Source organism: Actinomadura oligospora ATCC 43269 (assembly GCF_000518265.1).
Taxonomy (GTDB): Bacteria; Actinomycetota; Actinomycetes; order Streptosporangiales; family Streptosporangiaceae; genus Spirillospora; species Spirillospora oligospora.
Map to the genome: position 1 here is coordinate 190211 of NZ_JADG01000011.1, position 13236 is coordinate 203446.

Below are 13236 nucleotides of genomic sequence, written 5' to 3' on the forward strand. Positions count from 1 at the left end.
GACTAGTGCTGGCTCTGCTTCAGCATGGCCAGGTGCTTCTGCAGGACGGGGAGCGCCTGGCGGGCGGCTCCGACGACCGTCGGGTCCGAGCCGTGGGCGACCTCGTAGCGCGTCGCCGCGAGGGCCTCTTCGTGAGCGGTGATCTGACCGGCGATGAACTCGTTGTCGAAGGCCGATCCGGTGAGGCCGCCGAGCCGCTGCTGCTCCGCGGCCTGCTCGGCCGAGGGGCTGGTCGGCAGGCCGACGTGGAACCGCTCGGCCGTGCTGACGACCGTCTGGTCCTGCCGGGTGTGGTCGGTCGAGAGCGTGCCCGCCTCCAGCTGGATCTGCCGGCTGCCGCTCTTGTCCTGCGCGAGCTGGGCCGCCTCGATCTCGGCGAGGTTGCCCTGGTGGGTCTGCGCGAGCCAGTTCTTGTCCTGCCCGGTCAGATCAGCGGGCGAGGGGTTCGCCGAGGACGTGGCCGGCGGGGCCTTCTTCTCGTGGTGGTACGCCCCGCAGGCCGCTCCCGTCACCACGACCGCCGCGGCGGCGGCCACGACCGCCGGCCACCGAGTGATGGACATGATCCGATCTCCCCACTCGCCGCACCGCCCTACCCCCCTCCTTTGTAGTCCGACCGAAACACCGGTTTTAAACACGCCCAGGCGAGTCGGAGGGGAGCCGTCCGGCCGCCCGTCCTCGCGGACGGGCGGCCCCGCAAGGGATGCCGCCGTTTCCAGGCGATCCGGATTCGGGCCGGGCTCAGCTCCCCCCGATGAACTGGTGGTCGGTGCGGATCCGGCCGTCGGCGTCCAGGGTCAGGACGTCCAGGCCGCTCCCGGCGGGCTCGCCCGTCTCCTTCGACACCATCGACCACCGGACGGCGAGCACGTCCGGCATGAGGACGACCGGCTCGGCGGTCGCCTCGAAGACGTGCTCCCCCGGCGCCACGAACATCTCGTAGGCGCGGGAGACGCGGGCGTCCAGGGCCTCGTGGCCCCGGACGTCCAGCGTCGGGACGGGGAACGCCAGGCCGCGGGCCGCGTCCCGGATCTCCACGGGCGGGTCCACCAGGACCTGGACCCCGTCGTCGGCCCACAGTTCGCGGATCGCCGCGCTCCGGCGCGCCGCGTCGGGCTCGTTCCACAGGGCGGTGAATCGCTCGGCCACATCACGTCGGTTGCTCATGCAAGCAGTGTCCCGGGCCGGGCCGCGATCACGCGATTCCCTGGAGGGAATCGCCGACGGCGAGCGGGCCCTATGAAGATCCTCTGAATGTCCCTTGGAGGGGGGCGCGAGGGCGGCTGGCGGGGGTTCACTGCTGGGCGTCACCGATTTGTGAGGATTCTGATGCCCGCCACCGTCTGGGGACTCCCCGTCCACCCCCTGATCGTCCATCTCGTCGTGTTCCTCGTTCCGCTGGTCGCGCTGGCCGCTCTCGTGGTGGCGGTCTGGCCGCGAGCGCGGAGGGTCGCCGCGCCCTGGGCGCTGGGCCTCGCCACGGCCGGGGTCGTGTCCGTCCCGATGGCCACGTCCAGCGGTGAGGGGCTGGAGAAGCGCGTCCCGCACACGGCGCTCGTGGAACGGCACGCCGAACTCGCCGACGGGCTGCTCCCGCTCGTCGCCGGGGTCTGGCTGGCGCTGGCCGTCATCGTGGCGGTCGCCTGGTACTCGCGACGCGGGACGGACGCCGGGAGCGGCGGAGCGGGGGCGGCCCGGTGGACCACGGTGGTCACCGTGGCCGCCGCCGTGGCCGCCGTCGGCGCGTCGGTCGCGACGGGCGTCCAGGTCGTCCGCATCGGCCACAGCGGGGCCAAGGCCGTCTGGCACGACGTCGGCCAGGAGAAGCCCGGGCGCTGACCCCGCGCCGCCCTGCCGACCGACCTCCGCCGTCCTGCCCACCGTCCTCCGCCGTCCTCCGCCTTTGGCCGGGCGGCGTTCCGGGTGGGGTGAGTGATCTTGCGAGGGGTCCAGGGGAGATGATCAGGGCGGGTGCGGGACGGGACGGAGGCGTTGTGGGTGACAGGGTTTCGGCGGACGAGGCCCGGGGGTTCGTCGCGGTGGCGCGGGCGCACCGGGAGCACGAGCGGTACCACTCGATGCTGAAGCTGGACGACGCGACCGCGTGGCGGCGGGACTCGAACGTGCTCAAAGTGCTGGCCGACCACTGGACGACCCTGGACGGCGGCGGGACCGGGACGCCTGACCCGGCGTACGGCGCGGTCGGCTGCCCCGACCTGAACGGACCGGCGGTGGTGGCGACGACCGGCGTGCTGTTCATGGAGGGCCCGGCGGAGCCCGCCGAGCTGGCGGCGATGGTCGGACGGTTCGACGAGGCGGCGGGGCGGTACCGGCGGCTGGCGGAGTGGCTGGCCGGGCACATGGCCGCCGAGTGGCCTCGCCTGTCGGTGCTGCTCGCGCCGCAGACGGCCGACGCGGCGCGTCCCCGGTTCGCGGCCCTCGCCCGGACGACGGCGGCGGGCCAGGCGTACGACCTGGTCGCCCACCTGCTCACCACGGCGGTCACCGGGTTGCGCGGGCTGGACCTGTCACCGGCCGGGGTCCGGGACGATCCGGACGGCGCGGCGGCCGTCCTGCGGAACGCCTCGTGGCTGGTGGACATGGCCTCGGCGCGGCTCGCGGAGGCGGCGGCGCAGCTGAGCCTGTCCGATCCGGACTGGACGGCCTTCACCGAGGAGCTCTACTGCGGAGAGGCAGGATAGGTCCGGATTCGGCAGCCCCGGCTCAAGCGTGGGCCAAGGCTTCGCCGGTCGGCGCGTCGTCCGGCGGCGGGGCGGGAATGCCGGGGCGGTGGAGCAGAAGCCGGACGCCGAGCCGGACGCCGGGCCAAGCGCCGAGCCGGGCGCTGGGCCGGAGGCCGCGGGGGACGCGCAGCCGGATGCCAGGTATCTGCTCGCCAACGAGCGCACCTACCTGGCCTGGACGCGCACGTGCCTGGCGTTCCTGGTCGGCGGTGTCGCGTTGGGCCAGCTGTCCGTCCGGTCCGGGCTCGAATGGCTGCGGACGGCGATCGTCCTGCTGGTCTTCGTGTCCGGGATCGTCCTGACGCCGCTCGCCTTCCTGCACTGGCGCACCGCCGAGCGGGCCATCCGGACCGGGACGGCGCTCCCCCGGCACGTCCTGCCGTTCGTGCTCATGGTGCTGATGGTGGCCGTCGGACTGGCGCTGGCCGTCCTGCTGGTGTGCTCCTAGCAGGTCAGACGCCGACCGCCCGGAGGGTCGCGGCGAGGTCGTTCACCCGGGCCTGGAGCTCGACGAGCCGTTCCAGGAGGGTCTCGTCCGCGACGGCGACCAGGTCGTCGGGGTCGATGGCCAGGATGTTCCTGGACGTGGCGGTCAGCGTCCTGGTGAACTTCGCGCGCTGCTCGCGGACGAAGGCGTCCGGATCGGACCGGACGGCGCGGTCGACGAGCTCCCGCACGAACTCGTAGGCGTCCTCGACGGCGTCCCCGCCGGGTTCGTCCGGTTCGTCCGAGCGGACGCGGGCGAGGCGTTCGTCGGAGAGCTCGGCGGGCGACAGCGCGAGCGACACGACCTGCCCGCCGGGGGTCTTCGCCGTCCCCTCGTCCAGGACGCGGGAGACGTACTCGAGGTGGTCGGCGCGGCGCTGCCCGGCCTTCGCGGCCCTCCGCGCGTCCGGGTCGGCGAGGACCCTGGCCAGGGTCGCGTCGCGTTCCTCCGGACGGGAGAGCAGCGCCTCCCGCGCGGCCTCGGCGGTGAGACGGTCGCCGAGGATCGCGGCCCGCATCGCGGGACGGTGGCCCGTGATCTCCAGGGCCTTCTTGTGGCTCGCGCCGATCGCCTCGGCCTCGGCGACGACGCGCTGCCCCTTGTCGCCGGACGATCCGGGCGCGGCGTAGTAGCCGGGCCAGACGTCCGCCTCGGGGAGGTCGACCTCGGCTCCCGGAGCGAGGGTCGCGGCGTCCGGGACGAGGCCGTCCGCTGCCGCGGCCTGCCATGCCTTCCAGTGGCGGTCGACGCGTCCGACGGCGCATCCGGCGTGCTCGGCGAACGCCTTCGCCGAGACCTTCCCCTCGGCGACCGCCCCGGCGGGGTCGTCCTTGGTGACGCTTCTCGCGACCAGGAGCCCGAACGTCCAGCCTCCGGCGGCGGCGAACGAGCCGAAGCGCTCGGCGTCCCGGGAAATCAGTTCATTCGGCTGACCGCTCACCATGTCTCCCCCGGCCGGACGGAACGACGGGCGCCCGGCCTCCGTCCGCGTCACGCTATAGGACGCTCACCGCGCGGGAGCGCCACCGCGACCGAGCCGTCCGCGCGGCCGGTGGAGTCCGGTCAACCCGTCCCAATGGTTCCGCAATATGGCCCACGGACGGCTCGAACCGCCGCCTCCCGTTCGGCTAGACAGAGGCGGTCACCGTTCTGGCCTTCGCCCGTGGTCGTTCGCTGGAACGCCCGGCCACCGTGCGGAGGACGCGTGGGCAAGGACCCCGACGAGAGCCCGCTGCTGCGGTGGTTCCTCCGCGCGTTCGTCTCGGTGCGCGGGCGCGCCACGGTGATCACGGTCGTGACGACGGGGTCGGTGCTGGCGCTGTCCACCTTCCTGACGGTGGAGCTGCTCGCGTACGCGGGACGGTCCTCGGCGCGGCAGCACGCGTCGGCCACGCTGCAGCGCGTCGTGTACGACATCACCACGGGCCACGGCCTGGCGGCGGTGATCCCGGAGCCGGGCGAGGCGCCCCTGATCCAGATCGTCGAGCCGGGCGCGCGGATCCTCGCCGCGTCGCCCGACCTGGAGGGTGAGCCGCCGCTGAACCCGGCCCCGCCCCGGATGACGGACCTGCTGATCGGCAAGACCGCGTGCCGGCACTTCCTGCCGTCCTGCGTCCAGCTGGTCGGGCTGCGGGTCGGCGGGCAGCGGTTCCCGCGCACCGCGGTCGTGTACGTCGCCGACGCCGTGCCCGAGTCGCTGACCAAGCCGCGGCTGTTCCTCGAGGCGGGCACGGTGGCGCTGGCGCTGCTGCTGCTCATGTCGTGGTGGACGTGGCGGACGATCGGGGACGCGTTCCGTCCGGTCGAGGAGATCCGGCGGCAGCTCGCCGAGATCACCAGCGCGGGGCTGCGGAAGCTCGGCCGGCGGGTGGCGGTGCCGCGGACCGGCGGAGAGCTCCAGGATCTGGCGATCACGGTCAACGACGCGCTGGAGCGGCTGGAGCGGGCCACCAACCGGGAGCGGCGGTTCGTCTCCGAGGCGTCCCACGACCTGCGCAACCCGATCGCCGGGCTGCACACCCGGCTGGAGGTCGCGCTGGACGAGCCGGACGACTACGACTGGAAGCCGATGGTCCGGGGCGCGCTGCGCGACGCCGGGCGGCTGAACGACATCGTCAACGACCTGCTGGAACTGTCCCGGCTGGACGCCCGCTCCCCCGCCGCCCGGCACCGGGTCGACCTCGCCGCGCTGACCCGGCGGGAGATCGGCGTCCGGCCGTGGCGGGTGCCGATCACCACCCGGCTCGAGGACGGCGTGGAGGTGATGGGCGCGCCCGTCCGGCTGAGCCGCGTCCTCGGCAACCTGCTCAACAACGCCGAACGGCACGCCGAGACGGGCATCGAGGTCGTCGTGATGCGGGACGGCGACGACGCCGTCCTGGAGGTCCGCGACGACGGGTCGGGCATCCCGGAGGACGCGCGCGAACGCGTCTTCGAGCGGTTCGCCCGGCTCGCCGAGTCCCAGCGCCGCGACCCGGCGGGCACCGGCCTCGGCCTCCCCATCGCGCGCGAGATCGCCCGCATCCACGGCGGCGACCTCCACGCGGCCGACAGCCCGCGCGGCGCGCGCCTCGTCATGCGCCTCCCCCTCGCCCCGCCGCCCGGCACCGAGTCGCCCGGCACGGAGCCGCCCGGCTCGCAGTCGTCCGGCTCGGAGTCGCCTGGCTCGCAGTCGTCCGGCACCGAGTCGTCCTGACGGGCCGGGTTGTGCATAGGTAGATCATCGACATATGTTGATCACATGAATGAACGGGCGATGCAGGAACCGACGTTCCTGATCCTGACCGCGCTGGCCGCCGGGCCACAGCACGGCTACGGGATCATCACGGATGCCGCGGAGATCTCGGGGGGCCGGGTGCGGCTGCGCACCGGAACGCTGTACACGGCCCTGGACCGGCTGCGCGGAGAGGGGTTGATCGAGGTGGACCGCGAGGAGGTCGTGGACACCCGGATGCGGCGCTACTACCGGATCACCGCCGCGGGCGCGGACGCGCTCGCGGCCGAGGTCCGGCGCATGCGGCACCGCGCCGAGACCGCCGCGCTCCGGCTCGGCACGGCGGGAGGCCCGGCGTGAGCGAGAGGTGGAACCGGCGGCTGCTGCACGCCTACCCGCAGCGGCACCGCGCCGAGTACGGCGAGGAGATGCTGGACGTCCTCGCCGAGTGCGGCGGCGGCCCGCGGGAGTCCCTCACCCTGGTCCTCGGCGGCCTGAGGACGCGGCTGGGCGGGCTCGGCGCGCCCTACGCGACCCCCGAGTGGCGGGACGCGCTGGCCGTGGCGAGCCTGGTGGCGCCGCTGCTGATGACGATCTCGACGGTGTGGTTCGCCGACTCGACCGTCAGGGCCCTCACCGGCGAGCTCGCGACGAGTCCCGGGTACTGGTCGGGCTTCGCGGGGTGGGTGCCCGTCTGGGCGTCCGGGGCCGTCATCACGGCCGCCGCCTGGTGGGGCGGGCTCCACGGACGGCGGTTCGCGATGGTGGCCCTCCTGGCGCTCTGCGCCTACATGTTCACCGGCCACACGCCGCTCACCGTGTCCATGTACGGGACGATCGCGCTCAGCCTGGTGGTGCCGGTCGTGGCGCTGGCCGGGCTCGCGTTCTCCGACGGTCCCCGGCGCGGCGCGCAGGTGCTCGGACGGCGCGTCACCGTCCCCATGGTCACGGTCGCGGCCCTGACGTTCGCGGCCCAGGGGCTGGCCGGGCTCCAGTACCCCCTGGACCTGCACCTGATCTCGGGTGAGACGCCGTACTACGAGTACGCGTGGGTGATCATGCTGGGCGTCCTGCTGCTGAACGGCCTGCGCACCGCGTCCGGACGGCGCTTCGGCGCGCTGCTCGTCGCGCCGCTGCTGGACCTCGGGCACCTGGTGGCGGTCCCCTCGCCCCGGACGGCGGAGCTCGCGCTCGCGCTCGTCCTGGTCCTGGCCCTGGGAGTGCGCTCCCGCCCCCGCTCCCGCCCGGCCACCTGACCCGAAGCCCGGACTCCGGAGCCACACGGGGGCCCTGGCTCCGGATACGGCGGGCCAGCCCCGGACGGACACAACTGGCCGGACTCCAGACGGACGGCGGGCGCAAGGGTCGCGGGGTCAGGCGGCGCGGCCGCCGTCGACGGGGAGGATGACGCCGGTGATGTAGGAGGCGCGGTCGCTGAGCAGCCAGGCGGCGGCCTCGGCGATCTCGCCGGGGTCGGCGGCGCGGCCCAGCGGGGTGCGGGCGTTGAGGCCCTCGATGACCCCCGGGGACCGCTCGTCCCAGTCGGTGACGAGGTCGGTGAGGGTCGTGCCGGGCGCGATGGCGTTGACGCGGATGCCCTCGGGGCCGTAGGTGACGGCGGCCGTCTCGGTGAGGCTGTTGAGCGCGCGCTTCAGCGCGCCGTAGGCCGGGAGGACGGGGTTGCCGCGCAGGCTCCCGACGCTGGAGTTGTTGACGATCGCGCCGCGTCCGGCGGTCGCGCGGATGGCCGCGACCTCGGCGTTCATGGCGTGCCACTGGCCCTTGAGGTTGACGGTGTAGAGGGCGTCGAAGTCGGCGCCGGTCGTGTCCTCGAAGGACGCGGCCGGGGTGGTCGTCGCGGCGTTGTTGAAGGCGACGTCGAGCCGTCCGAACACCTCGACGGCGCGGTCGACGGCCGCGCGGACGCCGTCCGGGTCGGCCATGTCGCAGACGACGTGCTCGGCGACGCCGCCGTCCGCGCGGATCGTCTCGGTCACCTCCTCGAGCTGGGCTTCCGTGCGCGCGGCGAGCATGACGTGGGCGCCCTCGCGGGCGAACAGGCGTGCCGAGGCGGCGCCGATGCCGCGTCCCGCGCCGGTGATGAAGGCGACCTTGCCGGTCAGCAGGCCCGGAGTCGTGTTGATCATGGTCCGAGTGTGCCGCGCGGCGGGTGGTTCATCCAGGTATAGCGGGTCCGGGGCTTGCGGTCAGCGGGCTGTCCCAGGACCGCATGAGTTCGACCACCCGGCCGCTGTAGCCGTGCTCGCCCTTGACGTAGTCGCGCCCGCCGCGGCCGAACGACCAGGCCACGGCGCTCATCTCCTCGTCGTCGCGGGACGGGGAGACGCGGAAGAACGCGGTCAGGCGGTCGCCGAGGGCGGGACGGTGGTCCTCGGGCAGGTTGAGCGCGTAGACGCCGACGCGCTGGACCTCCCCGTCGGACGGGCGGACCGTGACGTTGAACGTGTGCCCGTCGCGCGGGGTGAACTCCATCATGTCCGCGAGGAGTTCCGGGGTGGGCGAATTCCCGTCCGCGAGGGAAATGAGGCCCTCGGCCACGTCCGGGGTGATTCTCTTGGACGTTCTGAAGTACAGGTTCGCGGTGTTCGACAGGTAGTCGACCGCCACATGCCGGACGGACGTCAGGCCCAGCGCGCGAAAACGCTCCTCGTCCCTCAGGAGGGCCTCCGGGACACCGGGCGCGTGGAGCACTTCCCCGACGGGACGTTTCCCTCCGAGGAAGACCCACGTCTTCGCGATTCCGCGTCCGGCGTCGAAGTCGACCAGTTCGGTGGACGCGTCGCCGTACAGGGAGCTCCAGGACGAGATCAGGCTGATCAGCGGGTGGTCCGCGTCGAGGAGTCCGGCGCGGACGGCCGTGCCGATCGAGTCGGTGGGACGCCGTTCGTAGAAGCGGTAGTTGAGCGGGGCGCCGGGAACGTCGGTGGTGCGGAAGAGGACCGCGCCGTCCCGGAATCCTTCCGGATAGGCGTCGAGAACGGCCCGGGTCGCCGTTTCGGAAAAGGGTGCGCCGATGGCGTCCGCCGTCATCTTCGCGTCGAGGAGGAACTGTTCGGGAGAGAACCGGTGAGAAGCGGCCACGAACACTCCGATCGGCTGGTGCGTGAGCTCCGAGTTTCGCAAACCGCCTCGCGTGTGTACATCGTCGGCGACGCCAGGTTGGACACCCGCGAGGCCGGAATCACCCTGGTCCCACACGGCCGGGGCCGGTGTGGGACCAGGGTGATCGGCATGCGCCGCACCAGGCGGCGGCGCACCAGGCGGCGGCGCGTCAGGCGGTGGCGCGTCAGGCGGTGGCGCGTCAGGCGGTGGCGCGTCAGGCGGTGGGGCGGATGACCTCGTAGAGGGCGCTCAGGCCCTCGTCGCTGTGGCCCTCGGCGAGGGCGCGGTCGAAGAGGGCCTTGAGCGCCTCCGGGGCGGTCGCGTCGACACCGGCCGCGCGGGTGGCCTCGATGACGTGGCCGACGCTGATCGCCTCCATGAGGACGGTGTCGGCGACGCCCGGGTGGGTGCCGTTCGTCATGTGCTCGGCGCAGATCTTCACGAAGCCCATCGGGCCGTCCTCGCCGATGCTGCGGACGATCGGCGCGGCGACCTCGGCGTAGTCGCGGGGTGTCACGCCCGCGCTCGCGACCAGCGCCGTGGCCTGCATGAACGCCTGCATGATCGCGGCGAACAGGTAGAACCCGGCGAGGTAGTACAGCGCCGCGAGGCCGGGGTCCGCGCCGACGTAGGAGGTGTCGGTGATCGCGGCGAGGGTCGCGCGGTGCCGTTCGAGGGCGGCCTCGGGGCCCGCGACGTAGGTCTCGGCGGCGGGCGTCCCGATGCCGGGGACCGGGGTCATGATGCCCCCGGCCAGCAGCCGCGCGCCGTGGGACTCGGCCCACTTCGCGGCCTCGCGCACCTCGTCCGGGCTGCCGGAGCTGAGGTTGACCAGGACGCGTCCCTCCAGCGCGTGCTCGGCGCCCTTCAGCGAGGCGTACATCGCCTGGTAGTGGGTCTGGCTGAGGACGACGAGCTCACTGGCGGCGAGGGCCTCGGCGGCGCTCGCCGCGACGGTCGCGCCCTTGGCGGCGAGGGGTTCCGCCTTGCTCGCCGTGCGGTTCCAGACCGTGACCTCGTGGCCCTTCTCCATGAAGACCTCGGCCATGCGCGTGCCCATGGAGCCGAGTCCGATGACAGTCACCGACATGGTGTTTCTCCTTGTTTCCCTTGGTTCTGCTCGATGGCCTCAGCTTCGGGTGGGGCGCTACGGAATCCCTTCGGGCGCACTACGGATTCGTCCGTAGGGTGGGGTTCATGCGTTTCGGGGTTCTCGGGCCGCTCGCGGTGTGGACGGACGGTGGCGAGGCCGTCCGGGTGCCCGAGGCCAAGGTGCGGTTGCTGCTCGCGGTTCTGCTGGCCGCTGAGGGCGACGTCGTCTCGTCCGACCGTCTGGTTGAGGAGCTGTGGGGAGACCGTCCGCCGCGTAATCCCTCGGGGACGTTGCAGGCGCGCGTGTCCCAACTGCGCAAGGTGTTGGAGGACGCCGAGCCGGGCGGGCGCGCGCTCGTCCGCTCGCAACCACCCGGATACGCCCTGGCCGCAAGCGCCACGGACGCGATCGAGTTCACCGGGCTGGTCGCGCGCGCACGAGGAGAGACCGACGTACGCGCACGAGTGAAGCTGTTCGACGAGGCGCTGGCCCTATGGCGCGGAGCGGCGTTCGCCGATTTCGACATCGCCGGTGGGACGGCTTTGGAGGAGGCCCGGCTCAGCGCGATCGAGGAGCAGGCAGAGGCGCGACTGGAGATCGGTGAGCTTCCGGCCCTCGGCGGGCTCGTCGCGGAGCATCCGCTGAGGGAGCGGCTGCGCGCGGCGCACATCCTCGGCCTGTACCGCGCCGGACGGCAGGCCGAGGCGCTGGCCGACTACGAGGCGCTGCGTCGGCTCCTCGCGGACGAGCTGGGCGTCGATCCGAGCCCCGAGCTGGCCGCGCTGCACCGGTCGATCCTGCGGCAGGCGGACGAGCTGAAACCCGCGTGCCCGACGTCCAACCTGCCCGCCGTCGTCGGCGACCTGATCGGGCGGGAGCGGGACGTCGCGCAGGCGCGGGCGGCGCTGCGCGGAGAGCGGCTGGTCACGCTCACCGGGCCGGGCGGGGTCGGCAAGACGCGGCTGGCGCTGGAGGTCGCGGCCCGTTCGACGCGGGAGCACCCCGACGGGACGTGGCTGGTGGAGCTGGCGGGAGGCCGTCCGCGCGACGCCGCCGAGCTGGCCGACCTGGTCGCCGGGGTGCTCGGGCACAGGGACGAGACCGACGCGTCCTCGCCGGTCGACCGGCTCGCGGCGGTGCTGCGCCCGCACCGGGCGCTGCTCGTCCTCGACAACTGCGAGCACGTCGTGGACGCCGTCGCGGACCTGGTCGGACGGCTGCTGGCGGCGGCGCCCGGGCTGACCGTCCTCGCGACGTCGCGGGAGCCCCTGGGGATCGCGGGCGAGCGGGTGCGGGCCGTCCCGCCGCTGGAGCCGGGGAACGCCGAGCGGCTGTTCGCGGCGCGCGCCGCCGCCGCGGCGCCGGGGTTCGCGCTGACCGGCGAGAACGCGGCGGCCGTCGCGGCCGTCTGCCGCCGCCTGGACGGCCTGCCGCTGGCGCTGGAACTCGCCGCGACGCGCGTCCGGGCCCTCGGCGTGGACGACCTGGCCGAGCGGCTGGACGACCGGTTCCGGCTGCTCACGCGGCGCGGCGGGCCCGCGCGGCAGCAGACGCTGCGCGCCGTCATCGACTGGAGCTGGGAACTGCTGAGCGATCCGGAGCGGGTCGCGCTGCGCAGGCTGGCCGTCCACGGGGACGGCTGCACGCTCCAGGCGGCCGAGGAGGTGTGCGGCGATCCGGACATCGACGTCCTCACGCGGCTGGTCGACCGCTCGCTCGTCGTCTTCACCGAGGACCGCCGGTACCGGCTTCTGGAATCGGTCTCCGACTACTGCCGGGAACGCCTCCGGGAAGCGGGCGAGGAAGAGCTCGTGCGCGCGCGGCACGCCCGCTACTACACGGCACTCGCCGAACGGGCCGTCCCACATTTGCGCGGACCGGATCAGGAACGCTGGCTTCAGCGGCTCGATCGCGAGGGCGCCAACTTCCGCGCCGCGCTGGAGTACCGGGCTGACCCGGTCCTGGCGAACGCGCTCGGCTGGTACTGGTTCCTACGCGGACGACTCAACGAGGCCCGCCGCTACCTGACCCTTGCCCTCACCCAGGACGCGCCCGCGCACGTCCTGCGTCGCACGCGCGTATGGCTGAACGGCCTGACGATGCTGTCGGGAGAGGGCGACGAGTCCGAATCCCTTCGGAAGGAGGCCCTCGGCCCGGACGCGGATGCCTGGTCGCTGTGGTTCCTCACGTTCGTCCACTGGCCCTATGGGGACCTGCCCGCCAACCACGCTCGCCTAGAGCGCGCGCTCGGAATGTTCGAGGACGAGGGTGACCGCTGGGGCGAGGCCGCCGTCCTGAGCACCCGCGCGAAACTGCTCATGGTCGGCGGCGACCTGTCCGCCATGCGGCGGGACGCCGAACGCAGCCTCCGGCTCTTCGGGGACCTGGGCGACGCGTGGGGCGAGCTCGAGGCCGCCGACGCCGCCGCCCGGCACGCCGAGATCGTCGCCGACTACGGACGGGCCGCCCACCTGCGGCGCGAGGTGATGCGCCGCGCCGAACGCCTCGGCATGTGGGCGGAGGTGTCGTTCGCGCTGTCGGGCCTCGGCCGGATCGCGCTGCTGGAGGGCGACCTCGACGAGGCCCATGACCTGCATGAACGCGCCCTCGCCCTCGCCCGCGACCGGTCGTCGCGGTCGGCCGAGGAGTTCGCCGCGATCGGCCTCGCCCTGGTCGCCCGGCGGCGCGGCGACCTGGACGCCGCCGAAGGGCACCTGCGGAGCCGCCTGCCGTGGCTGCGCGGCATCGGCGGGACGGCGGGCATCGCGTTCATCCACACCCAGCTCGGTTTCGTCGCCGAGCAGCGCGGCGACGCCGCGTCCGCCGCGGACCTGCACGCCACGGCCCTGGAGTCCGCCCGCGAGACCGGCGACCCGCGCGCCGTCGCCCTCGCGCTGGAGGGCCTCGCCGGGGCGCGCTCCCTGGCGGGCGACACGGCCGAGGCGGCCCGGCTGCTCGCCGAGGCCGACGCGATCCGGACGTCCGTGGGCGCTCCCCTCCCGCCCGCCGAACGCTTCGACGTCGACCGCGTCACCGCCCGCCTCGGCACCTCACGCGGCCGCTGAACCCCCGGGTC

General features: G+C 73.8%; 13 protein-coding genes and 1 pseudogene. 7 read left to right on the forward strand and 7 right to left on the reverse strand.

Features of this window, described 5'->3' with window-relative positions; all coding sequences use genetic code 11:
* Positions 1-2 precede the first annotated feature (2 nt).
* Both P696_RS46675 and P696_RS0119080 read right to left on the reverse strand, forming a co-directional pair.
* Entirely contained in the window at positions 3-563 is a 561-nt protein-coding gene (locus tag P696_RS46675) for a DUF4142 domain-containing protein (protein WP_051467876.1), read from the reverse strand.
* 178 nt (positions 564-741) lie between these two features.
* Positions 742-1167, reverse strand: a complete 426-nt coding sequence (locus P696_RS0119080) for a hypothetical protein (protein WP_026413568.1) — start codon at positions 1165-1167, stop codon at positions 742-744.
* A 162-nt stretch (positions 1168-1329) separates the two neighbouring features.
* On the opposite strand from P696_RS0119080, the gene P696_RS0119085 reads away from it, so the two are divergent.
* The 3 genes from P696_RS0119085 (at position 1330) to P696_RS46680 (ending at position 3192) form a co-directional block, all read left to right on the forward strand.
* The gene (locus tag P696_RS0119085; RefSeq protein WP_034485729.1) at positions 1330-1839 is read left to right on the forward strand and encodes a DUF2231 domain-containing protein; all 510 of its coding nucleotides are present in this window, start codon (positions 1330-1332) and stop codon (positions 1837-1839) included.
* Between the two features lie 155 nt (positions 1840-1994).
* The gene (locus P696_RS0119090) at positions 1995-2702 is read left to right on the forward strand and encodes a hypothetical protein (protein WP_026413570.1); all 708 of its coding nucleotides are present in this window, start codon (positions 1995-1997) and stop codon (positions 2700-2702) included.
* A gap of 88 nt (positions 2703-2790) precedes the next feature.
* Complete coding sequence (locus P696_RS46680) at positions 2791-3192, forward strand: YidH family protein (RefSeq protein WP_051467877.1); 402 nt, start codon at positions 2791-2793, stop codon at positions 3190-3192.
* 4 nt (positions 3193-3196) lie between these two features.
* Here the strand turns inward: P696_RS46680 and P696_RS46685 are convergent, their stop codons facing one another.
* A complete protein-coding gene (locus P696_RS46685) occupies positions 3197-4225 on the reverse strand; it encodes a hypothetical protein (RefSeq protein ID WP_051467878.1) in 1029 nt (342 codons plus the stop codon).
* A 210-nt stretch (positions 4226-4435) separates the two neighbouring features.
* Between P696_RS46685 and P696_RS46690 the strand changes: the two genes are divergently transcribed.
* Genes P696_RS46690 through P696_RS0119115 form a run of 3 tightly spaced genes read left to right on the forward strand, consistent with a single transcriptional unit; the run spans position 4436 to position 7200 of the window.
* Positions 4436-5926, forward strand: coding sequence for a sensor histidine kinase (locus P696_RS46690; protein ID WP_064744063.1), 1491 nt, complete (start codon positions 4436-4438; stop codon positions 5924-5926).
* A 45-nt stretch (positions 5927-5971) separates the two neighbouring features.
* Positions 5972-6304, forward strand: a complete 333-nt coding sequence (locus P696_RS0119110; protein WP_026413571.1) for a PadR family transcriptional regulator — start codon at positions 5972-5974, stop codon at positions 6302-6304.
* Positions 6301-7200 carry a hypothetical protein gene (locus tag P696_RS0119115; protein ID WP_026413572.1) on the forward strand — a complete coding sequence of 300 codons (900 nt, stop codon included), beginning with the start codon at positions 6301-6303 and terminating at the stop codon, positions 7198-7200. The genes P696_RS0119110 and P696_RS0119115 overlap by 4 nt, the downstream gene beginning before the upstream one ends.
* Before the next feature lie 117 nt (positions 7201-7317).
* Here the strand turns inward: P696_RS0119115 and P696_RS0119120 are convergent, their stop codons facing one another.
* From P696_RS0119120 to P696_RS59080, 4 genes and pseudogenes are all read right to left on the reverse strand, one after another.
* Positions 7318-8091 carry an SDR family NAD(P)-dependent oxidoreductase gene (locus tag P696_RS0119120; protein ID WP_026413573.1) on the reverse strand — a complete coding sequence of 258 codons (774 nt, stop codon included), beginning with the start codon at positions 8089-8091 and terminating at the stop codon, positions 7318-7320.
* 28 nt (positions 8092-8119) lie between these two features.
* Positions 8120-9046, reverse strand: coding sequence for an aromatic prenyltransferase (locus tag P696_RS0119125; protein WP_157429804.1), 927 nt, complete (start codon positions 9044-9046; stop codon positions 8120-8122).
* A 235-nt stretch (positions 9047-9281) separates the two neighbouring features.
* The gene (locus P696_RS59075) at positions 9282-9713 is read right to left on the reverse strand and encodes an imine reductase family protein (RefSeq protein ID WP_342669027.1); all 432 of its coding nucleotides are present in this window, start codon (positions 9711-9713) and stop codon (positions 9282-9284) included.
* A pseudogene (locus P696_RS59080) lies at positions 9711-10163 on the reverse strand (NAD(P)-binding domain-containing protein); the annotation flags it as partial. The pseudogene P696_RS59080 and the gene P696_RS59075, both read right to left, overlap by 3 nt.
* 101 nt (positions 10164-10264) lie before the next feature.
* Here P696_RS59080 and P696_RS0119135 point away from each other — a divergent pair.
* Positions 10265-13225, forward strand: coding sequence for an AfsR/SARP family transcriptional regulator (locus P696_RS0119135; protein ID WP_034485735.1), 2961 nt, complete (start codon positions 10265-10267; stop codon positions 13223-13225).
* The last annotated feature ends 11 nt before the right edge of the window (positions 13226-13236 follow it).

Bases quoted from the DNA above. Each gene is read 5' to 3' on its own strand.
- P696_RS46675 (WP_051467876.1), bottom strand. From the start codon at position 563: ATGTCCATCACTCGGTGGCCGGCGGTCGTGGCCGCCGCCGCGGCGGTC.
- P696_RS0119080 (WP_026413568.1), bottom strand. From the start codon at position 1,167: ATGAGCAACCGACGTGATGTGGCCGAGCGATTCACCGCCCTGTGGAAC.
- P696_RS0119085 (WP_034485729.1), top strand. From the start codon at position 1,330: ATGCCCGCCACCGTCTGGGGACTCCCCGTCCACCCCCTGATCGTCCAT.
- P696_RS0119110 (WP_026413571.1), top strand. From the start codon at position 5,972: ATGAATGAACGGGCGATGCAGGAACCGACGTTCCTGATCCTGACCGCG.
- P696_RS0119120 (WP_026413573.1), bottom strand. From the start codon at position 8,091: ATGATCAACACGACTCCGGGCCTGCTGACCGGCAAGGTCGCCTTCATC.
- P696_RS0119135 (WP_034485735.1), top strand. From the start codon at position 10,265: ATGCGTTTCGGGGTTCTCGGGCCGCTCGCGGTGTGGACGGACGGTGGC.